The 26,336-nt window shown below is 54.3% G+C and carries 17 protein-coding genes; 4 read left to right on the top strand and 13 right to left on the bottom strand.

What is annotated here, in order from left to right; all coding sequences use genetic code 11:
• Positions 1-49 precede the first annotated feature (49 nt).
• The 3 genes from J7619_RS29785 (at position 50) to J7619_RS29775 (ending at position 2,868) form a co-directional block, all read left to right on the top strand.
• A complete protein-coding gene (locus J7619_RS29785; protein WP_291207902.1) occupies positions 50-700 on the top strand; it encodes a FadR/GntR family transcriptional regulator in 651 nt (216 codons plus the stop codon).
• Between the two features lie 28 nt (positions 701-728).
• Complete coding sequence (locus J7619_RS29780) at positions 729-1,940, top strand: MFS transporter (protein ID WP_310589831.1); 1,212 nt, start codon at positions 729-731, stop codon at positions 1,938-1,940.
• 265 nt (positions 1,941-2,205) lie between these two features.
• Positions 2,206-2,868, top strand: coding sequence for a hypothetical protein (locus J7619_RS29775; RefSeq protein ID WP_291207900.1), 663 nt, complete (start codon positions 2,206-2,208; stop codon positions 2,866-2,868).
• Positions 2,869-2,903: 35 nt separating this feature from the next.
• Here the strand turns inward: J7619_RS29775 and J7619_RS29770 are convergent, their stop codons facing one another.
• The 6 genes from J7619_RS29770 to J7619_RS29745 form a co-directional block, all read right to left on the bottom strand.
• Complete coding sequence (locus J7619_RS29770) at positions 2,904-3,290, bottom strand: GreA/GreB family elongation factor (RefSeq protein WP_291207898.1); 387 nt, start codon at positions 3,288-3,290, stop codon at positions 2,904-2,906.
• Between the two features lie 152 nt (positions 3,291-3,442).
• On the bottom strand, positions 3,443-3,787 hold the full coding sequence (locus tag J7619_RS29765) for a hypothetical protein (protein WP_291207896.1): 345 nt from the start codon (positions 3,785-3,787) through the stop codon (positions 3,443-3,445).
• A 52-nt stretch (positions 3,788-3,839) separates the two neighbouring features.
• Positions 3,840-4,805, bottom strand: coding sequence for a hypothetical protein (locus J7619_RS29760; RefSeq protein ID WP_291207893.1), 966 nt, complete (start codon positions 4,803-4,805; stop codon positions 3,840-3,842).
• 95 nt (positions 4,806-4,900) lie between these two features.
• The gene (locus J7619_RS29755) at positions 4,901-6,133 is read right to left on the bottom strand and encodes a polysaccharide deacetylase family protein (RefSeq protein ID WP_291207891.1); all 1,233 of its coding nucleotides are present in this window, start codon (positions 6,131-6,133) and stop codon (positions 4,901-4,903) included.
• Positions 6,134-6,167: 34 nt separating this feature from the next.
• Positions 6,168-9,209, bottom strand: a complete 3,042-nt coding sequence (locus J7619_RS29750) for a PVC-type heme-binding CxxCH protein (protein ID WP_291207890.1) — start codon at positions 9,207-9,209, stop codon at positions 6,168-6,170.
• 80 nt (positions 9,210-9,289) lie between these two features.
• Positions 9,290-10,921: a tannase/feruloyl esterase family alpha/beta hydrolase gene (locus J7619_RS29745; protein WP_291207888.1), complete on the bottom strand. Its 1,632-nt coding sequence runs from the start codon at positions 10,919-10,921 to the stop codon at positions 9,290-9,292.
• A gap of 189 nt (positions 10,922-11,110) precedes the next feature.
• Here J7619_RS29745 and J7619_RS29740 point away from each other — a divergent pair, with 189 nt between their 5' ends.
• Positions 11,111-11,860 (top strand): GntR family transcriptional regulator, encoded by a 750-nt coding sequence (locus J7619_RS29740; protein WP_291207886.1) that lies wholly within the window; start codon positions 11,111-11,113, stop codon positions 11,858-11,860.
• A gap of 37 nt (positions 11,861-11,897) precedes the next feature.
• Here J7619_RS29740 and J7619_RS29735 read toward each other — a convergent pair whose 3' ends face one another.
• From J7619_RS29735 to J7619_RS29705, 7 genes are read right to left on the bottom strand one after another with little or no spacing between them, the layout of a single operon-like run.
• On the bottom strand, positions 11,898-12,605 hold the full coding sequence (locus tag J7619_RS29735) for an SGNH/GDSL hydrolase family protein (RefSeq protein WP_291207884.1): 708 nt from the start codon (positions 12,603-12,605) through the stop codon (positions 11,898-11,900).
• A 27-nt stretch (positions 12,606-12,632) separates the two neighbouring features.
• On the bottom strand, positions 12,633-15,149 hold the full coding sequence (locus tag J7619_RS29730; protein ID WP_291207882.1) for a hypothetical protein: 2,517 nt from the start codon (positions 15,147-15,149) through the stop codon (positions 12,633-12,635).
• Positions 15,150-15,200: 51 nt separating this feature from the next.
• Entirely contained in the window at positions 15,201-16,823 is a 1,623-nt protein-coding gene (locus tag J7619_RS29725) for a RagB/SusD family nutrient uptake outer membrane protein (protein ID WP_291207880.1), read from the bottom strand.
• Between the two features lie 21 nt (positions 16,824-16,844).
• Positions 16,845-19,865 carry a TonB-dependent receptor gene (locus J7619_RS29720; protein ID WP_291207878.1) on the bottom strand — a complete coding sequence of 1,007 codons (3,021 nt, stop codon included), beginning with the start codon at positions 19,863-19,865 and terminating at the stop codon, positions 16,845-16,847.
• A 24-nt stretch (positions 19,866-19,889) separates the two neighbouring features.
• The gene (locus J7619_RS29715; RefSeq protein ID WP_291207876.1) at positions 19,890-21,542 is read right to left on the bottom strand and encodes a RagB/SusD family nutrient uptake outer membrane protein; all 1,653 of its coding nucleotides are present in this window, start codon (positions 21,540-21,542) and stop codon (positions 19,890-19,892) included.
• A 15-nt stretch (positions 21,543-21,557) separates the two neighbouring features.
• A complete protein-coding gene (locus J7619_RS29710) occupies positions 21,558-24,695 on the bottom strand; it encodes a TonB-dependent receptor (RefSeq protein ID WP_291207874.1) in 3,138 nt (1,045 codons plus the stop codon).
• A 50-nt stretch (positions 24,696-24,745) separates the two neighbouring features.
• Positions 24,746-26,242 (bottom strand): L-fucose/L-arabinose isomerase family protein, encoded by a 1,497-nt coding sequence (locus J7619_RS29705; protein ID WP_291207872.1) that lies wholly within the window; start codon positions 26,240-26,242, stop codon positions 24,746-24,748.
• Positions 26,243-26,336: the final 94 nt, after the last annotated feature.

Below are 26,336 nucleotides of genomic sequence, written 5' to 3'. Positions count from 1 at the left end.
GGATTTCTCCTGAACCCATATATCTTTGTCATCAGATGATATGATGAATATGCGCATACAGAAAAGATCTTTGGCGGATGAAGTGGCGGGCCAGATCAAAGACTATATTCGTTCGGGGCGGTACGTGGCTGGGCAGCAATTGCCGACTGAACCCGAATTGATGAAGCAATACGGGGTAGGGCGTTCGTCCATTCGGGAGGCGGTCAGAATGCTGGCGAACTCCGGTTTGTTGCGCGTGCAGCAGGGGCTGGGGACGTTCATCAATGAGTTTGTAGAAGACAATGAAACTTTACACCAGCGCCTGAACCGCGCTGCGGCAAAAGATATCGATGAAGTAAGGCAGCTTCTGGAAATTAAAATCGCGCAAAAAGCGGCGCTCAATCGTACCCAACAGCAACTCGATGTAATAGAAGGTTTTCTGAACGAGCGGATCCAGGCTTCTCAGCAGGAAAAGATCGAGGAATGCATTCAGGCCGACATCAATTTTCACGTGAGCATTGCCATGGCCTCAGGGAATGAAATCCTGGCCGATATGTATCACGCATTTTCATCCCGGTTGAAAAGCTGGTTTCTACAAATTTACCCCGACACCACTACGTTCATCCAAACCAACGACCTGCATAAATCCCTGTTCGAAAGTATCAGAGATGGTAACGAAGAGCAGGCATTGCGTTACGCCAGGCAAATATTGAAACACTAAATTTTTTTACCATCAAACATCAGATGATATGATGAATAGTTCAGCCGTTCAGGAACCATCCGCCTCCGTTCTGCAACCTCAGAGAACGGTTTATCCGATTCTCTTTGCGATCAGTTTCGCACATTTGTTGAATGACACGATGCAGGCAGTCATTGCGTCGATTTACCCCTTGCTCAAAGTTGATTTTCACCTGAGTTTCGCGCAGATCGGCCTGGTGACGCTGTGCTACCAGATCACCGCTTCGCTATTGCAGCCGTTTGTAGGCCTTTATACAGACAAAAATCCCAAACCTTTCTCGATTGCAATAGGTATGGGCTTCTCCCTGATTGGGGTTCTTTCACTGGCCTGGGCAAACTCCTTCGGGTTCGTATTAATCGCGGTGAGCCTGATCGGTATCGGATCGTCGATCTTTCATCCGGAGTCCTCGCGCATTGCGCATTTGGCATCGGGAGGCAAACGCGGGTTCGCCCAGTCTTTTTTCCAGCTCGGTGGTAACAGCGGCAGTGCGCTGGGCCCGTTGTTAGCCGCATTGATTGTCGCACCTTTTGGCCAGCACGGCATCATGTGGTTTTCGGTGGCCGCGCTGCTGGGCGGCGTACTTGCCATTTATATAGGGCAATGGTACAGAGGGGGTATTTTGCCTAAATCGGCTAAAAAAGTATCCGCTGTCCACGCTTCACTGAGTCAAAACAAAGTCGTTTTCTCGCTCGTGATTCTGCTGATCCTGATCTTTTCCAAGTATGTATATCTGGCCGGGATGACCAGTTACTATACATTTTTTCTCATGAATAAATTTGGTCTGACGATCCAGGAGTCTCAAATCCAATTGTTTATATTCTCGTCGGCCGTTGCCATTGGAACCGTCGCCGGTGGGCCGATAGGGGACAGGTTCGGGCGCAAATATGTCATCTGGATTTCGATCCTCGGAGCCGCACCGTTCACCATGCTGTTACCCTACGCCAATCTGTTTTGGACGACCATCCTGTCGGTTTGTATCGGACTGATCATTTCCTCAGCCTTTTCCGCGATTGTTGTTTACGCTCAGGAATTGGTGCCAGGGAAAGTCGGGCTGATAGGCGGACTGTTCTTTGGATTGTCTTTCGGTATGGGAGGGCTTGGTTCCGCGTTGCTGGGCAACCTGGCCGATCATACCAGCATCGAATATGTGTTTCAGCTTTGTGCATTTTTACCGCTGATCGGCATTATCACCGGTCTTTTACCCAAACTCAAAAACGCGTGATTATCCGGCTTTAAGGGCATTCAGTTGCGCTTACGCCGTCATAGACGACCAATTTCGCCGGCACGATATAGGCGGGACAATAGCCGGCGGTCTTGTTTTATCGTTGCTGTTAGCAGGCTACTTTTTTCATATTCACAACGGTTCATACCCATTTCGGCAAAACCCCAGACGGGTGAATGTAGTATTTCCTCCCTGGGAACCGCAACGGTGACGATCGAAACAGGTGTCTACGAGCTATATTAGACCAAATTTGCAGACACAAGCCATGAAAAAGCTATTCTGTTTTGTTGTTGTCGTTGCGGTTGTTGCATTAATTGCCGGATCCTGCTCGAAAAAGGAAGTTCAGGCGGTCGAAATATCGGCCCGATTGAACAGGGATTCGCTCAATCTGGGGGTTTTGTACGTCGATCAGGCCTATCGGCATATTGGAAAGGATTCGGTGAGCCTCTTTGAAATAGATACGATATATAAGGTGTATCAAAAAAGAGTTTTTCTGGCATTTCCTTACGAGGGAGAGGGCTCTGTTTGGTTGTATTTCGGGGATGAATTTCTTAACACCGAAATAGAGGGCCCCGCAAGAACTTTCGCATTGTTCACGAGGGTTTCCTATCCGTCCGGACTGAAATGTGAATGGGATGAAGCGAAAGGGACCCTGGTTGTCAGCTCGCAGTTTACCCCGAATTTAGTCCGCATGATCATTCCCGGAAAATCCGCGTATATCGATCCCGCCAGTTCGAGGATACTTCACAGCCTTACCAGTGCCAGGCAGGTGGATAAGGCCGGGGGGAAATCGTTTATCACCTTCATTTATCATGATGAAGATCCCAAACTTGGCCAGGTAACCTACAAGCTCAGGCTGAAACAGTTGTTTAGATATGTTCCGCAAGCAGGATTTCAGGGATACGACTCCTGGTATGCGATGTATTAAGTCCGCAAAGCCGGTTGGTAACTTCCCGCCGGCATTTAAGCCGAACGTACATCTAGGATCTTCAATTTCCTGATCCCGGCGGGCATTTTCCACTCTACGGTTTCACCTTTGCAAAGTCCTATCAACGCGGCGCCCATCGGCGTGAGAATGGATATCTTCTGTTCCGCAATGTCCGCCAGATGGGGCATAACAATGCTGAATTCCATTTCCCTGTTGGTCGTCAATTCCAGCACCTTTACTTGTGAATTCAGGCGGATACTATCTTCCGGAAGTTGATCGTCTTCAACGACTATGGCCCGGTTCAGCTCGTAAGCAAGTGACATTTCGCTCGCCGCAGGGCTGTCCGAGAAATTGCTCGCAAACTGTTTAAGAAGGCGAAAATCATTTTTTCCAAGTATGACAGGGCTTGTATTGGTGCTCATAACAGGTTTGGTTTGTTGGTTGTTCACAGGGGGCAAGGTTAATGGGTTAAGGAATAGTCGATTGCAGCCCGCCGCAGCCCCTGACAGGATGCGGTGGCGCTGCAATCATTGATAGCGTTATGTGTTTGGTATTGACTGGAAATGCCCCGAGGCTATTTTCCGGAAGCAGTATGTTGCAGGTCGGACCAGTATTGGTTAACAAAAATCCTTTCCTGCCGCGACAGTCCCTCGTTGGCCTGGGTAAGCCGGCCTAAGATTTTAAGGAATCGTTCGGTAGCGATTTTATAGGAGTTTGCCGTCCGGTTGCCTGCTTGATTTTGCGGCTGCAACACAGCTGTTTCGTCAAGTGCGAGGGCATTCTCGCGGATAAAATTTGTGATAATGGACAGGTCGGGCCGATGATGCGCCGAGCCGGCTTCCCGCTGGCGGGATGGGCCATGAGTGCTGAAAAGCTGCTGGATTTTTTCCAATGCCGGTGAAATTCCCACTTTATCCATACATTCCTAATCGGTTGATGATCAATGCTTATGATTGCTATACTTCTATGGGTTAATTAAATGCAAGCGCGGCAAACTGGTGAAAGACCTTTTCATCGAGCTTGTAGCGATCATTTAAGGTAAGGCTGCTGCGGGCGTTGAAAAGGGCATAATTCACCGCATTGTACATCAACCAATAGGAGGGGGTTACTCCCAGCAAGCTCTGCTCAAGCCGTAAGCGCTCGCGGGCCTGCCTGGCCAGCTGCACGGGGATGGGCAAGCTGCTCAGTACATTTTCCTCTTTGCGGGTCATGGATTTATTTTGAAAGTATTCATATACCAGCGCCGTCAGCGTAAGGTCCTGCTGTGTGACAGAACTCAGCAAGTCGGTCAGCTGCTGCTGAAGTGCTTCCAAATCGATTTTGCGATTTCCCTTCGGTCTGCGCAATTGCGGGAGTGCTTCCGGCTTCATGGACGCGTCGCTTTTTCTTTGCTGTCCCTTGAAAGCGCCGGGCAGCTGTCCTCGTAGCCAATCCCGGTAATGGCTGAGCTCCGTGAAAGAGTCGGCCCAGCCCATCAAACCGTTCTGGCACACTGCCCTGTACATACTTCCGCCCGGCAGGCCGTTGTCTGCGGTAAGTGTGCGGCCTTGTATGCTGAAAGGCGTTTTGCCATTGTAGCCATTGGTAACAATAATGCTCCTTTTCAGGCGCTCTCCTCCGATAGCGAGTTCTTCGGGAAGGATAATGCTGATACTGAACTCTCCGGTAATGGTATGCTTGATCTGGAGTTCGTATTGACTGAACAGGCTGTCGACGGCCTGTCTGATCATCTCGTTAGGAATAATGGTGTAGCCGGAGCTTTGTATTCCAAAGATTGTTTTCCTGTGGCCCGGCGGCGTGCCTACAATCAGCTGTTGCCGGTCGGTGGCAATAATGTCATACTCGGGCAGCATATCGGCCAGTAACACCGAATCTACCGGATAACAAATTTCCTCCCAGGATGTAGCCGCTTGCGGCATTGCGCTCAGGTAAGTCATTCCAATTGTGTTTTTACAGTTGTAAATTTACAGCCGGGATTTGAATTTCCAATTAAAGCGACCAATAATTTGGGCAAACGGGTTCAGCGGATGTCCTATTGGGCAGGAGTGAGCACCACTTTGCGCAGGTCCAGCAGTCCGCCGTCGGCGAAAGGTTTGCTGGACCGGAATTTTATTTTTTGCACACCGGCAGCGAGTCGCAAGGTGCCCACCGATTTGTTTTGGAAATTTTCCCAGCTTCCGCTCGGCGGAACTTTCCCTGACAGCGAGGTCTTACTTGTTTCGAGCACGAATGTCTTCCCGGCTTCTTTATCATCGACAGACCACTCCATATTTACGTCAAACAGGCCTGCCCGGGGTACCTCAATCTCCCATTCTACGGCATCCGTAGCACCAAACCAGCCAAATGCTTTCCATTTAGGCATGTATTGAATTTTAGGGCCCGTGCCCTTGCCCTTTTCGGCGGTCAGATGAAGGACGCCTTTTGCGTCGGCTGCAACGAGTTCAGGAATGTTGATCGTATCGCGCACGGCCTTTACATACCCGGCGATTTCGCTCACAGGCGCAATCCAGATGCCATTGTCGGGGTTCCTGGCGTATTCGCAGAGTTTGCGCAGCATCGCCAGGCGGGTAGTTTGCGGTCCGGAATCGGCCATTTCGTGTCCGGCGAGTACAAGCCATTGTCCCGATTTTCTGGCCGCTTCGATGATCGGAAGAATCTGTTCAAAGTCTTTGCCGTCGGTTTCCATGCCTGTTAACTGCGCGAAATCACAATAAGCCGGGTCTACTGGAGCTTCGTCGAGCCAGCCGCGGCCCGTTACGAACAGCTCCGAAATGAGTGGTATAAAGCTCCGCGTCCCGCGTCCGCGGCCTACGAAGGTGTGTCCGCACGGGTAGGCATATGAGACGGGCGTAACCCCCAGCATGGCCTGGATCTGGCGGTTGGTTTCCGTCAGTTCGGATCGCATCTGGTCGAGGGTGTAGGTTTCGAGCGCCTTTTCCCTCGACCATACAAAATTGCCGCTGCACGGGTGGTGCAATGAGTGGTTACCCATTTCGTGACCGCTTGCAACTGCTTTTTTCCAGCCTTCCAATTGCTTTTGAACCGCTGAGGGAACGAGGTAAAAGGTCCCCTTAACGCCGTATTCATTGAGTAGCGGCACGCCTGCGGTTGCCTGACTGCCGCGCGCGTCGTCGAAGGTGAGGCTGATCGCCATTTTTTTCCCTTCGGGCCATTGGAAGGATTGCGAAACAGCGGGTGGGGTGGTAAGGCCGGCAACGGCCAGGCAGAAAATACTGAGGTTACGAAACAGATGTTGATATGCCATAAAGGTGAAAAGTTAGTCTTAAATAGAGAGGTAGTTATTTGGCGTTTTTGATGAAGGCAAGCAAGTCTGCCATTTGTTGTTGGTTAATCGACGCTTCGAGTCCCACCGGCATGCTTGACATGCCCAGTGTTTTCAATGATTTGATATCCTTGCGCGCGATGACTCTTTTTTGGCCGCCATAATTGGACAGCGTGAGCGCGGAAGGCGTTTCGCTGGCGATCAGTCCCTGCGCCGATTCACCCGAGCCGAGCTCGATTTGCAAGAGATCATATCCGTCGGCAATGGAAAAATTGGGATCCAGAATGTCGCCCATAATCGATTCGGGGCGTCGGTTGCGGACCGTCCCAAGGTCGGGACCGAATGCCACGCCGCCGGCGCCGGCGATCTGGTGGCATACGGCACATTGCTGTTCGAACACCAGTTTACCGGCTTGCGGATTTCCCGCAAGGGTCATTACGGGCTTGTAAGATTGTATTACAACCTGCCGCTGGCTGTCTTTCTGTGTCAGGAGCTGCCTCGCACGGTTGCGCAGGGTTTCGTTGTGATGGGCCATTAGCGATACGCTGCGCGGCCATCCAAGGGTCGCCTGGTCGATTTTGCCTTGTTCCAGGCCGTCAAGCAGGAGTGTGATCCGCTTCGGGTCGGAAAGAAAGAACCCTATGGCCGATTCACGCACGTCGGGCGTTAGCGACGCCCACCTTTCCAGCAGCAAGCGGCATACCGTTTCATCGGGGATGGCATTGAGCGTTTTCAATGCGGCTATCTGCACCGGACGAGGTTCACTCGGAACGACGAGTTTTTGGAGCACATCCGAATACGCCGCCGGGTTTTTGAAGGAAAGAAACTGAATCGCTTCTGCCCGTTTTTCTGCCGTTGCGCCCTTGTTGGAGGCTGTCAGTACCGCGTTTTTGGTGGCGGCCTGCGTTTCCGGTCCGGCGGGGAGTCCGGTTTTCCGCAGGAGCTGCATGCCGGCTTGCCTGATTTCCGGATTCGCGTTTTTGAATGATGCATTTAACAGCAGCGTCTTTTCGGCTTCTAATTGACCAAGATCCGTTCGCTTGCTGAGGCTTTCGGCTAATCCGCGCAATACGGGTGCCTGCCAGCCTTGGGTACCGCCAGGTGCCAGCGCTTTACGAATGATGGAACTGATTGCGGCAGCGTCCCCGCGTGCACCGGTCAATGTGCTCAATCGCTGCACAAGCGACGCATATGCTTCGTCATGCGGTTTGTAACGTTTCAAAGTTTCGGCAAACAGCATATCGTTTCCGTATGCTGAGGTGAGGGCAGCGGTTTGCACCCACGGGTCCCGAAGGTCCCTGAACAAAATGGCTTCGCGCGCTTTGAGCACGTCTGCGGACTGCGCGTCTTCCGACTGCGCGTCTGCGGACCGTATCTCGCCCAGGGTCAGCAGCGCCTGAAAGCGGACTTTCGCATTGGCGTGATGGGCCAGGGCAGTCAGTGAAGGTATCAACTCCGGAAACTGCGCCAGGTGAAGTTCGGCGATTTTGATGGCATTCTCCGTCACGCCTGCATGCGGGTCTCTGAGTGCGCGTTGCAGATCGCCTGCGCGGAGTGCATCCAGGCCTTCCAATGTCCATAACGCATGCAGCCGGCCATGCGGGTTGTCGCCCGTGGCCATGCTTTTGAGCAGCGGGATGGCGGCATCATGATGGCGATCCAGCAGCAAGCGCTGCGCATGACGGCGCCACCAGATGTTCCGGTCTGCGAGCTTTTGGACCAGATCGGCATCCGTCATTGCGTTCAGGTCCAGTTTACCCGGCCAGGAAATCCGGGGCGTACCTTTGGGCGAAATCCGGTAAATGCGCCCCATGTCGCGGCCATTGTACAATGCCCCGGATTTAACGACCTCGTCGGCCATCCATTCCGGGTGTTCGATGATCTGCCGGTAATAGTCCATCACGTACAATGCACCGTCGGGCCCGATGTACATATTCACCGGTCTGAACCAGGAGTCGGTGGAAGCCAGGAACTCTTTTTTGTCCTGTATGCGGCTTGCCGTAAAACTCGCACCGCTGTCGCGGATCAGATCGGCATGGACAAGGTTGCTTACAGGTTCCGCCACAAATGCGACGCTATCGTAAGGGGCAGGGAACAATCCGCCCTGATAGCTGGTCAGGCCACAGGCCGACGTAAACACGCCGAGGTCGGTAAGCAATTGGTGCTGCGGGTTTTTGGTAATGGGAAAAACTTCCGAGGAATGATCCGACAATGTTTGAGTCACCTTCGAAACCAGCAGGTCGGGATTGCGGAGCAGATAGCGGTTGGCAATTACTTCGTGATAACCCGGGTTTGCATTGCTGACAAGCAGGTAATGCCCCCATTGATCGAACGTATGGCCAAATTGCGTGTAGCTGCTCAACACCTCCAATCCCTTGGCGTCGGGCCGGAACCGCACGCCTCTTCCTAAACCATTTTCGGGCAAACGCGGGCTGTCGGGCAAATGTGGATAGAGTATTTCCCCACCGCGATCGCCAAATTCCTTCTGAAAAGTTTTGGTCGTTACGGCCGGCTCGTGCCCGAGGTAAATCCAGTTGTCGATACCCAGGATCGGGTTGTTGAAATTATGTTGCGGATTGGACATCGCGAAACCCGTCAGGAGCGTGTCCCGCTTGTCTGCCTTGCCGTCATTGTCGGTGTCTTCGAGGTAAAGGACATTGGGCGGATCGGTTACCAGCACGCCTTTTTTCCAGCGTAGGATACCGGTCGGTAATACCAGGTTTTCGGCAAAAATTACCGAACGATCCATTTGGCCGTCGCCGTCGGTGTCGTGCAGTGTTCTCACTTTTCCCGTACCACTTTTATCGAGGGGATAGCCGTGCATTTCAACGACGTACATCACGCCGTTTTCGTCGATTTCCATCGCAACTGGATCTGAAATGGCCGGCTCGCTGGCCACCATTTCAATTTGAAAACCTGCCGGGATCTCGAATGTGGCGATAGCATCCTCGGGCTTTACCTCCCGGGGAAATTCCTCTTTTCGCCCGACGGCCCCTGCAAAAATCCCGCCGCAGAGCGTCATAGCAACCAGAAAGCGTTTCATGCTGATATTGTCCATGGGTTATAGCGTTCGGTCGGCGCAATAGTAATTTTGTATGCGCTGCCTTATTAATATTACTCTCTTATGCCGGATTTCGGCTACTTGGTCCCTGATGTGCGTGCTTGTTTGATGCTCTTCAAATACCGCGCTGCCGGCTCCTTCACTTTCGCCTTGGGCTGCGCGACCCCCTCGTAGCTTTCAGGGCTTGATTCGTCGCCCGCCTTGTATGCGGGCAGTAGTGGATAGGGATACACCGGTCGCCGGAACCGTACGCCTTTTTTTGCATCACCGCCCTCATAAGCTGTACCTGTCAACTGCTGCGGCGCGATGCCCTCTTCTCTCCATTTGATCAACGCAGTCAGCATATCGCCGCCGTCGTTGAGGCCGGGCCCGCCGTTGCAATGCCCCATGCCGGGGATCAGGTAAAAACGGAAGAAATCCCGGGTTTGCGAAAGCCCGCCTTGTACGCCCATCACGCGCTCGTAGTAGCTCAATGCGTCCTGGTAGGGCACAAGCGGATCGGCGGTGCCGGTGTACAGGAGGAGTTTGGAGCTGTTCTGTTTGAATGCGGAAAGGTCGGAATCATTGGCATTCAGAACGGGGCCGAGGAGCGCATCGAGCTCGTCCTGGTCGTGATCAAAATCGAAAGTTTTGTAGTCGAAATCTTTACCGAAGGCCCATTTGTATTGGTAAAATAAGGCATTGGGTGCCAGGGCCGGATTTTGCTGTATGTCGATGCCCGCGGCCACATTTTCGCTGCCCAGCGGGATGGGTGTGTAAATCCTTTCGCCGGTGCGCGGGTTGACGGGGCCTTCCCAGATCTTTTTCAATGCGGTTATCTGAGACCGGGTCAGGCAAGTGCTGTCGTCGGTGCCATCGGGGCATACCGGTAGTGTTTCGGGATCAAACCGGCAGGCGGCGGGGTTGGTCAGGAAATTGTCGCCGGGGGCGCCACCGTCCTTGCCGGCACAGGCGTTGAGCACGGCGCGGGTGATCAGGTCGAGCTTTTGCTTGGGGAAGGTGCTGCCGGGTAGGTCGTTGGTGGCCCGAAGAATCCATATGAAGCCGGTGTGCAAATGCGTGCGGTTGTTGGCAGGTGCGCCTGCAAGAATGCCATCGTAGTCGTTTGGATACCGCTGCGACTCCATCAGCGCTTGCTGGCCGCCGGTGGAGCATCCCGAGAAATAGGCTTTGCGGGCGGATTTGTGGTAGTATGCTTCGGTAATGGCCTTGCCCGCCACTGTCATTTCGTGTGTGGCGCGGTGCCCGAAGTCGGTCCATTTTTCGGGATGCCCGGCCAGCTCGTTTGCGCCGGGGAAGGTACCCATGTCGGTATTCGTGGTGGCAAAGCCCTTCCGCAGGCCCGTCGCCAGCGAACCGTAGTTGATGTACCCGGCCCCGCCACCCGTGCCGGTGCCGAGAAACCGCTCGTTCCAGCCCGTTTCGGGTAGCCACAATTCAATGCGGATATGGGAGTCCGGCGAAGGCTGCAACACGGCGGCGACCCGGCAGAATGCCGGCAGGTCGCTTATCGCAGGCCCGTTACCGGGAGGCTTGAACGTGCCCGCGGGTACGCATTCGGTAGTTGTGATGGTAGCCTGCGGGATGTGCATCCTTGCGAGCTGTGCGCACGCGCAGGTGTCCGCACGAGGGGATTTGGACTGGGCCACGGACCTTGCGGACAGCAAACCGAACGCGGCCATCAGTAATAATGCAGGGATCTTTTTCATGTTTAAAACAATAAACGGACTGATTTGGCCGCCAACAGGATAAAAAGTCTCTTAACGCACTAACCATACTCGCCGAAAATGCCGTAATTGAGCTCCCGATGCGGGCATCGGCCGGAATATGCGGTTTTCCTATTGCACAGGAATTTGCTTCTGGTAAATTTGCCCTTTTACGTATTGTCCAGTGCACCAATGAAACCGAAGTTTGTCAGTATCAGTGAGGAAATTATCGAAAGGATCAAAACCGGGGAATTACAGCCCGGAGACAAGATTCCGTCGGAGAATGATTTGATCAAAACTTACCGGATCAGCAATACGACGGCGCGCAAAAGCCTGCTGGAAATCGAAAACCAGGGCTGGGCCCGGCGCATCAAGGGAAAGGGGACATTCGTCTTGAACCGTACGGTAGGCCATCACCTTATCCGTACATTGGGCTCCATTAATGCCACCCGGCGCGGGTTTCACGAAAGCCTCATCGCCGAGGGTTTCGAGCCGCATAATGTGGTGCTGGAAAAAACGGTACTCGACGACGGCATTTCGTCGGAAATAGGCGGGAAGCATTTCATCATCGGCGGCCCCGTGCTCAAAGTGCACCAGCTGCGCTACGCCGACAACGAGATCATCAAGGACGAGATCAAGTACATTTCCCTCGCCCTGTGCCCGAAGATCAACCGCATGCCCACGGAAATTTCCTATTTCAAAATTTATGAAACTACCTATAACCTTCGCATTGACGAAGTGAAGCAGACTTTAAGCACCGAAATCGTCCAGCCCGGATCGGAAATGGATAATTTCGAGCTTGCCAATGCCACGCCCATGTTCATCCTCGACAGCGCGGTGATCTGCAAAGACGGCCAGGTGGTGGAGATAGAACGGTCGTTTTACCGGGGCGATAAATACAAGTTCGCCATCAGCGCGAATCCAGACTATCAGGACGCTTAAAGGCCGTTCCGGGACTATTTCGGCCTTTGGTATGCATTCAGAAATAGGGAAGAATGCGGTTCACGATCACCATATGCCCCGTTTCGTTCGGGTGGTTCACCGAGGCCATCACTTCTTTGAGTTTGCCATCCTTCACCAATTGCTGAAATACCACGTACGGATCGGCCAGGCCGGTTTTGTACTGTTTGGCCAGTTCACGGATCTGCACCACATAAGGATCGAGCGGGTTGGCAGGGTCGGCGATGTTGATGCGCTGGTCGGGGGACGGGGTGAGCAGGATTACGGGAATGCCTTTGGCCTGCGCCGCTTCAATCATTTGCGCCCAGGAACTTTTCACCTTGTCGAGCGGTGAAAACCGGTCATTCAATGCATAATCGATAAAAAGGATATCGGGCCGGTGCGTCAGCACGTCTTTTTCGAAACGCGCCTGTCCGCTGATCGCATTCTCGCCGCCGATTGCCGTAACGATCACATTCACAACGGCATAGGAATATTTCGCTTTCAATGCTTTCAGGAATAGATTGGGATACGATTCGAGGGTATGCACCTCGTGGTTTTCCCAATAACCCGCCGGCACGGAATGGCCATGAAAAACGACGTTGATCGTCCGGCTTTTAGGCCATTCGGTTTGTAATTCCTGTTTTAATTTTTGCAGGTACTGGCTGCTGTCTGCGACTTGCGCACGGGTTTTGATGCCCGTAAAAATTGCAAGCAGTGCGATGCCGTAAAGTTTCAGGTATTTCATAGTCAGTATTATTTCAAAATAAATGCATTACCACGCGACGGTGAGCGTACCTGTCACATGCTCGGCCACGAAATGCCTGCCGAACTTCGGGTCGCCTTCGCCGACCTTGATCCTGCCGGTTTTCCAGGGATAGGACGCATTGATATAAGCCTCGAATCGCTCCAAACTAATGTGCTCCGGTGCGTAGACGCGTACGGTAGCGTTCTGCAACCCGCTTATCTGGAAGCGTTTGTCGATATCCTTCACCCCGGAATGCAGCTCTTTATAGGATACAATACCATTGTTTTGCGTCACGAAAATGCGGCATTCACGGTTCCAGGAAGTCGGCAGATTGTACACCGAATGCCCGGCGTCCAGTTTCGTTTCCAGTCCGAGCAGCAAAGGCGCGCCTTGCGGGAATTTGAACCGGTCGGTGATGGTGCTGTTGGGATGGTAACCCGAGAAAACGAATGCATTGTTGCTCCTCGCAATGGTAAGTACCGGATTTTTCACAGCGGCGTTTTCCTTTTCAATCACACAATGCATATCGAATGCGGCCAACGCGTATCGCATCAGCAGCGGGCCGGTGAAGAATTTCGAAGGATCGTCCGGGTTAAGCAGCTTGCCGCCATTGAACTTGCTGGAATTGGTGCCGCGGATGTAGACCACTTTTCCGCCATGCCAGTCGTCGCCCGCGCGTACCCACGCTACGTCGCGCGACTGGCCCGCCTGCGACATTCGTGCGAGGAGGCGGGTATCGGGGTCATTGGGATTGGCAAGGTTCGTGGCCATACCACCACCTGAAAACAATGCTTCATGCCGCACCACATCCGGGTAAGCCGTTGCCAGCCTGTCGCCCTCGTACTGTCCCGATACTTTGAATTCTCCTTCCAACGGTACCTCGTTTTTCAGGTTCAGTAATTCCCGAAAAGCCTTTCCCGCGTGGTCAGCAGGGCCGTACACCATCAATTTACCCCCATTTTTAACAAAACCAATGAGCGCCTTTTCCATCGGGGAATCCGCGTCAGGCACCACGGTTACGAGGATGGATTCTTTGAAAAAGCCGGGTTTGCTTTTGATTACGCTTTGAAATGAACCGGTAGAAACCACGGTGTTCAGCGGGAAACCATTGTTGATCGCCTGCCGGATGAGCCAATCGCCGTAGTAAATCTCGGGGAGGCGGTCCGGGTAGGCGAATGCCCACCGGTGGTATTCTTCGAACGGGTACAGCCACACCAACGGCCCCGGCGCGGTAGGGGCGTCATAGCGGGCTTTCAGGATGTGCGGGGTAACCTCGTCGGGTACCTGCGTGGGCATGTCGCCGTGGGTATCGTCGATGCTGAGGAAGCTCAGGTGCGACGGGATTCTTACCTCGCCTTTGGCATTAATGCGGCTGACGGAGAGCGGAAGGTAAATATCGTGCGCCTCGCGACCATAGCGGTCGAGCCAGGGGCTGTTGAGCCACCACGGGTCGTGGGTGTAGAAGCGGAAAAGGAAGCGTTCGTCGGGCAGCTCGGCCATTCTGGACATGTATCCCACCATTTCCAGCCCGAAATCGCCGTCCAATGCGGCCCATGGCGAGTTGGGCGGCGGCAGCATGTTTTTGTCGCGGTAAATGGCTTGCAGGTTCACGCCGTCGCGGGCGAGGTCGGTGCCGGCGGAGAGGTTGGTACCGCGGGTCTGGATCTGCACATCGGGGTTTTCGGCCCGGAAGTACTTCCAGAAACCGGCGATCTTGTCCTTCGTATCCGCCAGTTTGGCCTGGTCGAAACCCTTGCCGTCGAAAATCGCGCCGGTAGACGACCAGCCTTCCATCCCGTACCCAAACCCGTTGCTCAGCCACAGGAAATCAAACCCCATATCCTTCAAAAAATGCTTGCTTTGCCTGCCCAGGAACGTTCCGAACGGCGTATTGGCCGGAATGCCTTTGGGAAAACCCGCATAGGCCTCGCTGTCGGCATTGAGTACCGAATAGCAGCTCACCATCGTATTATGCCCCATGGCGCTCCCGCCCAGGATTTCCCGGTGTTTTTTGTACTTAAAATCCGACCGAGCGAACTCCGGCCCCGGATCGAAAGTTTCGCCGATGAGCACTGGCTTACCGGTTGCTTTGCGGCCTTCTTCCTTCAATGTTTGTACGATGAATTTCAGGTCGCCATAGGTGAATGCGGGTGGGTTATCGAGGTAAAGATATGCCCGCTCGTGAATGGACAATTCCTTCGGCCCGGAGTTTACCGCGTGTTCGGTGTTGGGGTTGCCCATGTACCTGGCCCATTCCAGCGGCTGCGCGGGCGTGCCCTTGTAATCCAGGATTTCGGAGCCATCGCTCGTCCAGAGCATCACCGATACCGTGTCCGCATGCCGCAGCATCGACGACCATTGCACGAACATTTCCCTGGCCACCTCGCGGATGTAGACCTTGTCATTCTTTTTAAATGGTTTCAGCGAAACTTCCAGGGTGATGTTGTTGAAATTCTTCCCCTTCAGCGTTCCCAGCTTGTTTTGAGCGGAAAGCGAAAGGCCGGTGAGCAGGCTCAGGCAAGTTAATGCGAGTTTTATTTTCATGGTAAAAGGTCAGGTCGGCAAGCCAATTGTGACTAAAAGCAATTTTTGAACTCAATATCCCGGGTTCTGTACCAGTTTCGTAGTGTTATTGATCTCGCCTTGCGGTATCGGGTAGCGGTACATCCTTTCACTGAACACCCGCCGGGCCACTATGAAGCGCTCGTAGACCGTGTTGGTGCCATTCATGGATATCCGCATCCCCGATACCGGCGCAGCGAAGTCTTTTTCCCCCGTTTTCCATCTTCTTACATCAAAAAAACGGTGTTCCTCGAAGGCCAGCTCCACCCGCCGTTCGTTGCGGATCCGGGTGCGCATCTGGTCTTTCGAAAGCCCTTGCGGGAGCACCGGCATGCCTGCGCGCTGGCGTACCTGGTTCACCGCGTCGTACACGCTGGCGTCGGGGCCGGCAGCTTCGTTCTGCGCTTCGGCGTAGTTGAGCAGGATTTCCGCATACCTGAAAATCACCCATGGCCGGCGCACGGTTGCATTGGTGGTCTGGTTCCAGCTGGCAGCTTCGCTGAGGAATTTACGCATGTAGTAGCCCGTTTGGGTCGCATTCACGCTCACACCCAGGCCGTCCTTGCCGCCAGTCGCGGTATTCACGGGCGTACCTTTGAAATTCGAGCCATTGTAAATCACCGACAATGCGAAGCGCGGGTCGCGGTCTTTGTAGGGGTCCGCCGGGTTGTATCCCGACAGCGGATCGGTGATCGGCAGGCCGTTTTTCATTTCATAGGCATCCACCAGTTCCTGCGTAGGATTGGTAAGACCCAACGCGCCATTGTAGCTGATCGGCGCATTATTGGTTTCAATGTCGTTGCGCAGGTTGGCAGCCGTGGCGAAGATCACCTCCGCATTGTAGGCGGCGGTGGAGAAATTGAAAATGTCGGCATAGTTGGCCAGCAGGCTATGGGCTTTGGTGTCGATCAGCTCTTTGGAAGCGGCGGCGGCTTTTTGCCAAAGGGTAATATCCCCGTTCGCATTGTTGAGCGGGCTGGCGGCGTAAAGCAATGCCCTCGATTTCAATGCCATCGCGGCGGCCTTGGTGGCGCGCCCTTTGTCGCCCGCGCCGTATTGTACAGGCGAGAGCGGTAGTGTCACAGCGGCCGAATCGCAGTCTTTCAGGATTTGTGCCAAAGTTTCCTCCGGCGTGTTGCGGGGCAGGTCGAGATTGTCGGTTTGGCTGAAAACGTGATCGGCGATGATCACACCGCCGTAGCGTTTCCAGAGCTCGAAATGGAAGAATGCGCGGAGGAAAAAGGCCTCTGCGCGGAGCCTGGGAATGTCGGTGAGCGGGATGATATTGGCGCGGCGGGCATTTTCGAGGAAGAGGTTCACTTGCCTGAGGCCGTTGTAGTTGATAGCGTAGCTGTCGTCCAGTGTCCGCAGCGAGCTCCACGTTCCGTTGTTAAATACATTGATGTCCGAATTGAGGTTCGAATTCACGGCTTCGTCGGACCCGGCCGCGAGCATGGCGCCGCCATACCGGTTATAACCTTCTTGCAGGAAGTTATAGCCGCGGTTGAGCTGGCCGCGGGCGGAGGCGTTCAGGTTCCAGAACTGCTCTTCGGTCACCGGACCGTCGTAGTAGGGAAATTCCAGGAACCGCGATTCCTTGCACGCGCTCACGAGCACCGCGAGGATCAATGGGATAATGACTTGGTACCTTTTCATAATTATCAAAAAGATGAATGGTCAGAATTTGAGGTTAATGCCCGCCGTAACCGTGCGCAGGTAGGGATAGGCGTTATAGCCTGCGAAAGGTATTTCGGGATCGATGTCCAGGTGGGTTTTATTCAAATTAAATAGGTTAAAACCATTGGCATATACCCTCAAACTCCTGATCCGCAGCTTGTCGGCCATACTTTGCGGGATGGTATACCCCAGCTCCACCGACTTGACGCGCAGGTAATCGCCCGATCGCAGCCAGAAATCCGAATCGGCCGTGTTGTTGCCCCGGTCCGAAATGCCTAATCTGGGATATGGCGCATTAGGATTGTCCTGCGTCCACGCCTGCGGGCTGAACTGGTTGATATACCCCGTGTTGTTCGACCCTGCCATGACCAGCGAACGGATCTGGATTGTGCGGCCGGTCACGCCCTGGCCTACCACCGAGATGTCCAATGCCCGGTAGCGCGCGCCGATGTGGAAGCCGTAGTAGGCATTCGGCGTGTCGTTGAAATCCGTCATCACGCGGTCGTAATTGTCGATCACCTTATCGCCGTTCACGTCCTTGTATTTGATGTCACCGGGTTGGAGCTTGCCTGCGAAACGCTGTGCGGGGCTTTGGTCGATCTCGGCTTGCGACTGGAAAATACCGTCCGAAATGAGCATCAGCTTGCCATAATCGGTCACGCCGGCGATGTTGTGGCCAGCTTGTTTCTGGTAATCGAGCAAGCCCGCCGATTCGTTAATGCGCAGGATTTTGTTTTTGGCAAAAGTATAATTGCCTCCTAATGATAATGTCAGCTGTCCGAATGTTCTGGTAAAATCAATGGAACCTTCAAAGCCTCTGAGACGCGTTTCGCCGTCGTTAATGCGGTAAGTCGCCAGGCCAAGGATCGACGGGTTAATAGGTGCTGTCAGGATGTTCTTTCTCAGCTCATTGAAATAATTGGCATACAACGTGACGGTGTTTTTAAACAGCTTTGCGTCCAAACCGACATCCGTTTTGTAAGCCGATTCCCAGGTAATATCCGGGTTCGGCAAGGTGTTTTCCGAAGCCCCGGCCTGCGCCGCGAAACTGGTGCCAAACGCATAGCTGCCATTTGCCGGACTGAACAGGTAGGCATAGGGAAACTTGCCCGTTTCGCCCGTCGCATTGTTGCCGGCCTTGCCGTAGGAGGCCCGCAATTTGAGGTAATCAATGGCTTTTACACTCCTTAGAAACGACTCTTCGGAAATCACCCAGCCCGCAGCCACCGCCGGAAAGAAACCGAATTGCTTGCCCGGCATGTAGTTGTCCGCGCCTGTGTAGCTGGCTACCAGGTCGGCATAGTAGCGGTTGTTGAAGCCGTAGGAAACACGGCCCGAAAAGCCCTGGCGCTTGTCTTGCAGACGGGCAGGATTGAAGGTCACGGCCTGCTGGTAGCGCGCTGTCGCTTTGAGCTGGTGCCTGCCGAATGCACGGTCGTAGTCGAAGCCGGTCCACAGCTCGTTGGTGCGGATGTTGTCGGCGAAAGTGGCGGCGAGGTAGCCCAGCGGGGTGGATGTGCCGAAGCGCGTGAGTGCGCCATTGGCCGCCCGTTCGTACACCTCGTATTCCTGGCTGCGACCGCTCACGTACCGGCCCGAAATGTCGAAAGTATAGAACACATTCGCGCTCAGTCCCGGCAGCCAGAAATCCAGCTTGTGGGTCGCATTCAATGTGCCGAGCAGCACGCGGGTCACCTCGCTGCGGTTGCCTTGCGCCCGCAACTGCGCGAGCGGGTTGGCACGGAAGAGGTTGCTGCCGCCGTAGGAGCCATTTTCATTCAGCAGAGGAAATGCATTGGCCGGCGTGGTGAAGATGGTGCTCAGGAATGCAGCACTGGTGCCGCCCGGTTCACGACGGTCTTCGATGCGCCCGCCCATATCCAGCTGCACGCTGAGCATGGGTGTCACCTGAATGTCGAGGTTGGTACGCAGGTTGTAACGGCGGTAGCCCACATTGGAATTGAACATGGGGGCATCGGCATGGTCGTACAGCCCGCGCTGGTCGAAAAAGCTGAGGTTGGTGAAGTAGCGCACCGCTCTGGAGCCGCCGGAGGCTGTGAGCACGTGCCGCTGCACGAATGCGCTGGATTTCAGGAACTCGTTCACGAAATTGTTATTGGGATATCTGTACGCGTCGGCGCCGCTGCGGTAGCCGTCGAGCTGCTCCTGGGTGTAAAGTGGCGCGAAGCCGTCGTTTTTCAGGGCCTGATTGTACAGGTTGGCAAAATTGTAGGAATCGAGCGGCTTCATGAGTCTGGTCGGTTGCTGGGCGCCCATCTGCATATCGTAGGTAAACCGCGTTTTGTCCGCATTGCCCCGGCGTGTCGTGATGAGCAGCACGCCGTTTGCCGCGCGGTTGCCGTACCAGGCCAGCGAAGCCGCGTCTTTCAATGTGGTAATGGATTCGATCTCGCTCAGGTCCATGTCCGAAAAATCGCGCGCGACCCCGTCCACGAGCACGAGCGGCACGTTTGCGCCTGCGAAGGATGCGCGGTTGCGGATCACGATAGTCGTTTCGTCGCGTCCGGGCAAGGTGCCGGTTTGCCAAACATTCAACCCCGGTAATTGGCCTGCAAAGAGGTTGGTGAGCGAGCTGGCCGGGATCTGCGGCAATGCATTGGCTTTCAGCGTCGATACCGACCCGTTGATCTCGCGGTTTTTACGCACCCCAAAGGGAATGTACACATCGTCGTCCATACCGGCATATGGCAGGGCTTTCGGCAACTGGATTTTCAGGGGATGTTTCGTTTCGGTGATATTCTGGTAAAAGGTGAGGTAGCCATTTTTTTCAAAAACCAGCACTTCCCCCTTCGCCACTTTAATGGAAAACGCGCCATTCTCGTCTGAAATGGTTTGCATTTTCCCTTCCTGGACGCTCACATTCACACCTGCCACGGGCATGCGGCCGGCGTCTTCCACCGTTCCCGAAACAGCCGCCGGCACAGCATCCTGGGCCATTGCCCGGCCCGACAGCACCGCGAGCGTCAACATCAGCCCGCGGATCATATTGGTTATTTTCATAGATATCGTAAGGTTGAGGTGGGACTACCAGCCTGGGTTTTGTTCCAGCTTTTTGCTCTTCTGCACTTCGTTGCGCGGGATGGGGTAGAGGTGCATATGGTCTTCATACACCCGCTGGAATGAAGTCGGCAGCTCCACTTTGGTGTAGGTAAATGTGCCGTCGGCGTTCTTCACTACGTTCATTCCATACATCTTCTGCGCCACCAGTTCCTTGCCCTTTTTCCACCGCATGATGTCGTACCAGCGGTTATCCTCGAAAGCCAGTTCCACGGCCCGTTCGTTGTAGATCCGGGCGCGCATCTGGTCTTTACTCAAACCGGTGGGCAAATCGGGCATGCCGGCGCGCTTGCGGAGCTGGTTAATGGCGCTGTACACGCTCGCATCCGGGCCGGAGGCTTCGTTTTTCGCCTCGGCATAGTTGAGTAAAATCTCGCCGTAGCGGAAGAAGATGAAGTTGAGGAAAGCCGTTTGTGTGCCGGGCGTTTTGTAGACTTCGGGCCACATTTTACGGGAGTAGTACCGGGTAGCTGTATACGACGAGCTGCTCGAACTGTAATCGGCACCGCCGTCCCACATTTGCATTTTCCGGTCCTGCCAGGGCGCGTCGTTGTAGAGAATGTTGGCATAAAAACGCGGGTCGCGGTTGGCATAAGGATTCGCCGGGTCATAACCCGACTGTGGATCGGTAATGGGCAGCCCGTTCTTCATTTCATACAGATCCACGTGGTTTTGGGTAGGATTATAGGTCCCAATGCGCCCGCCGGAACCCGGCGATACTACCGAGAGAATGGCCCAATCCCAGGTTCGTGGTTTTTTGATCTTGATGAGAATGTACTCGTCGGTGGTGCCGTTCCCGGCGGGTGAAAGCAATTCTTCGTAGCGCGGGTGCAGCTTGTATTTATTCATATCCATTACCTCTTTGGCCGCATCGGCAGCGGCTTGCCATTTGGCCGGATCATTGGAGCTATTATGTAATGGGCTGGCCGCATACAGGAGCAGCCGGCTTTTGAGCGCCCGGGCAGCCCCAATCGTCGGGCGACCGTAATTCGCCTCGTCGTGGTCGGTGGGCAGGAGGGACACAGCCTGCGCGATGTCAGCCTGGATGAATTTTACACATTCGTCGTAACTGTTGCGGGGAAGGTCGATATCGTCCGTGGCCGCATAGGCCTTGTCGATGAGCACCACGCCGCCGAAGCGTTTGATGAGTTCGAAATACATGAATGCACGCAGGTAGTACATTTCGCCTTTGATGCGCTGCGGGTTCTGGTCGGCGGTCCATTTCACCTCGTCCATTTTGGAGAGCATTTTATTCACAATGCGGATACCGGCATACAGACGGTCGTATTGTCCGCCGATGTCGTTGATCGCCAATGTGGTAAAGGCGGTGTGATCGTGGTAGAGGCCTTTGGAAAGAGTATAAAGCATCGGGTTGGTAACGTCAATGCCGACCGCCTCGTCGGAAGCCTGGGCCACGCCGTTGCCTTCATTGAAACGCAGGTAATCGTCGGGGAGGAAGCTGTACGCATTGTCGGCGTATTGCGCGGCCATCACCGGGTCACCGAATACTTTCGTTTCATCGAGCGCTACATCGGGCGCTACGTTCAGAAACTTGTCGTCACAGCCCGACAGCACGGCCAGCGAAGCGACAAAGAGGGAAAGGAAATGTTTTTTCATCATCGTAAAAAAGATGGTTCAGAACTCGATGTTGAGGCCCAGGTTGTAAAGCCGGGAAGTAGGGTACACGTTGTAAGCCCCCTGCGGCGCGCGGCGCTGGAAGTTTTCCGGATCGCGGTAGAGCACTTTGGTCCAGGTGTACAGGTTTTGGCCCGAAAGCGATACGCGGATGCCTTTCACACCCACTTTCTTTACCAGTGTGGAAGGCAGCTGATAAGCGAGTTGTGCATTGCGGATTTTGAGAAAACGGGCATTGGTGAGCAGAAAATCGTTGGTCGCATAGCTCATGAAGTTACCGCCTACTGCCGGCTGCAAAGCGGGCCAGGTCGCGGTTTGGGCGGTAGCGGGTGTCCAGCGGCCGAGCATATTTTCGTACATCTGGTTGCTGCTCAGGTTCCGCTGGTCAAACTGAATGTCGGAGCTCACGTGCGCCACGCCCTGGAACATCACCGAAAACGAGAAGCCCTTGAAACTGAATGTCGGTTCGACGCTGTAAGTGTACTCGGGTACGTTGGAGTAGCCGATGGGTGTAATGTCGTCGGTGGAAATCACGCCGTCGCCGTTGATGTCCCTGAATTTCAAATCTCCGGGAATGGGCTTGCCGAGCAGGTTGGGCAGGTAGCTGTTGATATCGTCCTGCGACTGGTAAAAGCCGTCGGTCACGTAGCCCCGGTACTGGCCGATCTGGTAGCCTGCGGCCTTTTGGTAAGCCGGACGGCCCGATGGCTCATCGAGGTTGATCACCTTGTTTCTGGCAAAACTCGCCTGGGCCGTAATGCCGTACCCGATCTCGCCGATCCGCCGCAAATGCCGCAATTCGATCTCGTAGCCGTGGTTGCGCACCTCGCCATAATTCAGGCTTGGATACGCCTCCCCGTAAGTAGTGAGGCCCGATTGCCGGTTGAGCAGGATGTTTTTTCTGGTTTCATTAAAAATATCGAAGTTCAGCGAGAACATATCATTGAAGAAGCTACTCTCAAAACCGATGTTACGCTTCGTGGAGGTTTCCCAGGTAATATTCGGGTTGCCAATGCGTGAATGCGTAATTACCGGGTAGGTGTTGATGGCTGTGGGCAATCCGAATTGCGCCGCGGTGTTGGGTTTTACTGTCAACCCAAGGTTGGCGCCCCCGCCGTAAACGGTGGAGTTGCGGGTATATTCGTCCAGGTACAAAAAGCGGTTCCCGCCGATTTTATCAAAGCCGATCTTACCCGCGCTGCCCCTGATTTTGAGGTAGCTCAGCCAGGAAACATTTTTCATAAAATCCTCCTTACTCACCGTCCATCCCGCCGACACCGCCGGGAAAAAGCCGTAGCGTTTGCCCGAAGCGAAGTTTTCCGAACCATTGTAAGCCCCGTTGAACTCGGCGAAATACTTGTCCATAAAACTGTAAGTCACCCGCGCCACAAGCCCCTGCGACGCGTACGCGGGCTGCGCACCGACCACACGCCGCGCCTGCCGCTGGAACAATGCCAGGCCCGTCACGGTGTGGTTACCGAAGGTGTTGTTATAGTTCAGGCTCGATTGCAGGTTGTAGGCGATGGTGCCGTCGTAAGCAGCTACCACCGCGCCCAGCGGGGTATCCGAGTCGCTGAAAGAGGCGTTACCCTTCACGATCGCGTCGGTCTGTTTGTTGATGTAGTAGGAGGTAAAAGTGCCCTGTTGGCGGCGTGTGGCGATAAAGTAGGCATCGTAGGCATACTGGGTGCGGAACGAAAGCCCTTTCAGCAGCTTGTGTAAGTCATAATTCAATGCGAGCGTGCTTTCGATGGAATTGTTTTGCTGGATGTAGTAGCCGCGGCGCGAAATCCAGCCGAGCGGGTTGGTGAGGTTTACGCCCGCATTGGGGTTTTCCATGAAACGGCCATCGGGCAAAAAGGGCTGGTAGGCATATGCCGGTATCCCGTTCACACGCGACAGCAGGTATTCAATTTCCGCATTGGCATAAAACGGATCGCCGGCGGGCGCATAACGCTCTTCGAGACGGCCGCCGAGCTTTACCGACACGCTCAGGTCTTTGCTCAAAGTCAGGTCCAGGTTGGAGCGGAAGTTGTAGCGGCTGTATTTGGGTGAGGTGGAGTAGCCGTAGGGATTGTCGAATTTTTTGAGAAAACCATCCTCGAACAAATAGCCCGCCGACACGAAATACCGTGCCACTTTGGTGCCGCCCGATACGTTCAGGTTATGCTGTGTCTGCGGATAATATTTGCGGGTAATGTAGTCGAACCAGTTGAAATCCAGGTACTTGTACGGGTCGGAATGGTCTTTGAACTTCTGCAACTCGATGTCGGTGAATGCCGGAGCCTTGCCCACATTCGCATTGGCTTCGTTGAGCAGGCTGGCCGCATTGAATGCATTCAGGGTTTTGGGCAAACTGGTGTAAGTCTGCAAAGCCACGTTGCCCGAATAGCTGATACGCGGCTTGCCTTCCTTGCCCACTTTGGTTGTCACCAGGATAACGCCATTCCCGCCCTTGATCCCGAAAAGCGCCGTGGCGGAAGCGTCTTTCAGTACCGACACGGTTTCGATCTCGTTCGGGTCAATATCTCCGAAACTCTGCCGCTCGGCGCCGTCCACGATGATGAGCGGGGAACTGTCGCCGGTGGTAGCGCGGCCGCGGATGAATATATCGGCCTGATTGTCACCTGGTTTACCGCTCCGCTGCACCACAAATACCCCCGGCATCCGGCCGGTGAGGCTGTTGGTGGCATTGGAGGTAGGCGCTTTTAAGATTTCGTCCGACTTCACCGAAGCCACCGAGCCTGTCAGTGTGGACTTCTTTTGGGTACCATAACCCACCACGACCACGTCCTGCAACTGTTGCATATCCGCTTTCAGCGTGACATCGATTACCGAACGGTTATCCGGTTTTACTTCCTCCGCGGTGTAGCCGATGAAGCTGATCACCAGCGTACCCGTGCTTGCGAGGGTGATCTTGTACTGGCCGTTGCCATCCGTGGTGGTGCCATTGGTGGTGCCTTTTTCGGCAATGGTGGCGCCGATCAGAGGCGTGTTATCTGTCCCGGAAAGGACCGTGCCGGTGACCGTCACCCGCGGGCCCGACTGCGCGAGCAGGTGGCGGCAGGGCAAAAAGAGCAAACACAGCACAGCCCACCGCGCATAAGGCGGCAGCTTTTTGCATAAAAAGTGTTTCATAAAGATTCGGATTTACTTTGATTAAAGCGGTACAGGAAATGCAAAAGGTCCTACTGGTCGATCACCACGGCTTCGAGGCCGAGATAACCGGCTATTTTGGCAATGGTGGCTGCATGGTGCCCTACGCCGAGCGCGAAGTGGTGCGTGGGCCCTTCTTTCATCCATTTTTTTAAAAACGTGCGCACATCCGGCTTGAAAAATCCACGCGTATTGGTATTACCGGTTGGTGGAATAGGGCCTTCTACTGACTGTCCTTCGGCAATAATGAATTTAAATTTGCCATCGAACGTGGAATTGATGCTTAGCATGGTAATAGGCCCTTCCTTGATTTTGAATTCCACGCCTGCACCGAAACCGGGTTTGCCGTGGTACTTCGTGAGGCTGCGCAAAACGGGTTTCCCATTGGCAATAGCGACATTGTGCGGCCCATCGTGGCCCACTAGCACGAAACCTTCTTTGAAGTCCACCGGATGAAACTCGGCAAAGCTACCGCCTATGCCTAAACGTTCCATGATCAGCATCGCAAAGCACGTCTTCAAATCCGACTCCCCGCACATGGGGAAGCCCGCGCCGGTGAGCAGCGAGTTGCCGACGATGAGGTTGGACATGACGAGCCGCGTTTCACTGTTTTCGGGACCTTCGTAATAGTAGGCGAGGCCGTCGAGCTGTTTGGCTTCCACAAACTTTTCCAGTGCTACCGTCACGCGGGCGGCGGTTTCGAGGTCGGTATCGCGGAGTTTTTCGGAAATAGGGTCGGAGACCGGGTCGGGCGTGTCGAAAAAGTCAAGGATACGTTCCTTCATGTTTTCAATATCGGCCCGTTGCGTTTGCTGGTACTGCGTCACGATCTCGTGGGCCTCGCATTGCACAATGTGCGCACCGAAATGCGCGGTAAACATCGTGGAGTCCGAATGCATATCGAGCATTGCCTCGATGGGGTGGCCGATGTGACCGATGCGGGAAGTACGCAAATCGTGCAGCACGGCGGCAATGCGGCAATATTCTTCAATCTCCGCGTCGGCCTGCGGATCGTCGTGGAGCGTACCGATGATCATTTCCGGCACGCGCTTGCCCATCCGTGCGGCCACGCCCGCGAACTCGGGCAGGGAACAGATGTCGTCGTTATACAACTGCATGTAGGTGGAGGCGCGGCTGTAATCCATCGCCTGGTCGGGCTGCAATGCTACGAGCACGATGGGCACGTTCAGGTTGCGGATAATGGTACCGAACGTATTGGAAGTGGCGTAGGTGAGCATATCGCAGAAAATCAGGTCGAGATTGGCCGCATGCAGCTTCGGAACGAGCTCGTAAGCCTTCTGCACCGTATCGATCAACCCGAAATCGACGCGTTCGACATCGCCCAGGCGATCGATCTTTTCGATGAAAACAGCCTGTTTACGCAGCATATCGTCGAGCAGACCATCGAACTGGCCCCAATATTTGAAATACCCGACCCCAAACACGCCGATGCGCGGTTTGGTAGGCTGGCGTTTCCGGATAATGGCTTCTTCTACGGCGTGATTTTCGTTCGGTAATGGATTTCCCATGAGTGAGTGAAATATTGTTTTTAAAGTTTAATTCTTAACGCACTAAGTTCTTTGAGCAATAGTTTTTCCTGTTCGGGTTTTACTAAAAATAGAA

Origin of the sequence: Dyadobacter sp. (assembly GCF_017744695.1) — a bacterium.
Taxonomy (GTDB): Bacteria; Bacteroidota; Bacteroidia; order Cytophagales; family Spirosomataceae; genus Dyadobacter.
Note: the sequence above shows the minus strand (reverse complement) of the source record. Positions and strands in the feature narration are given on the sequence as shown.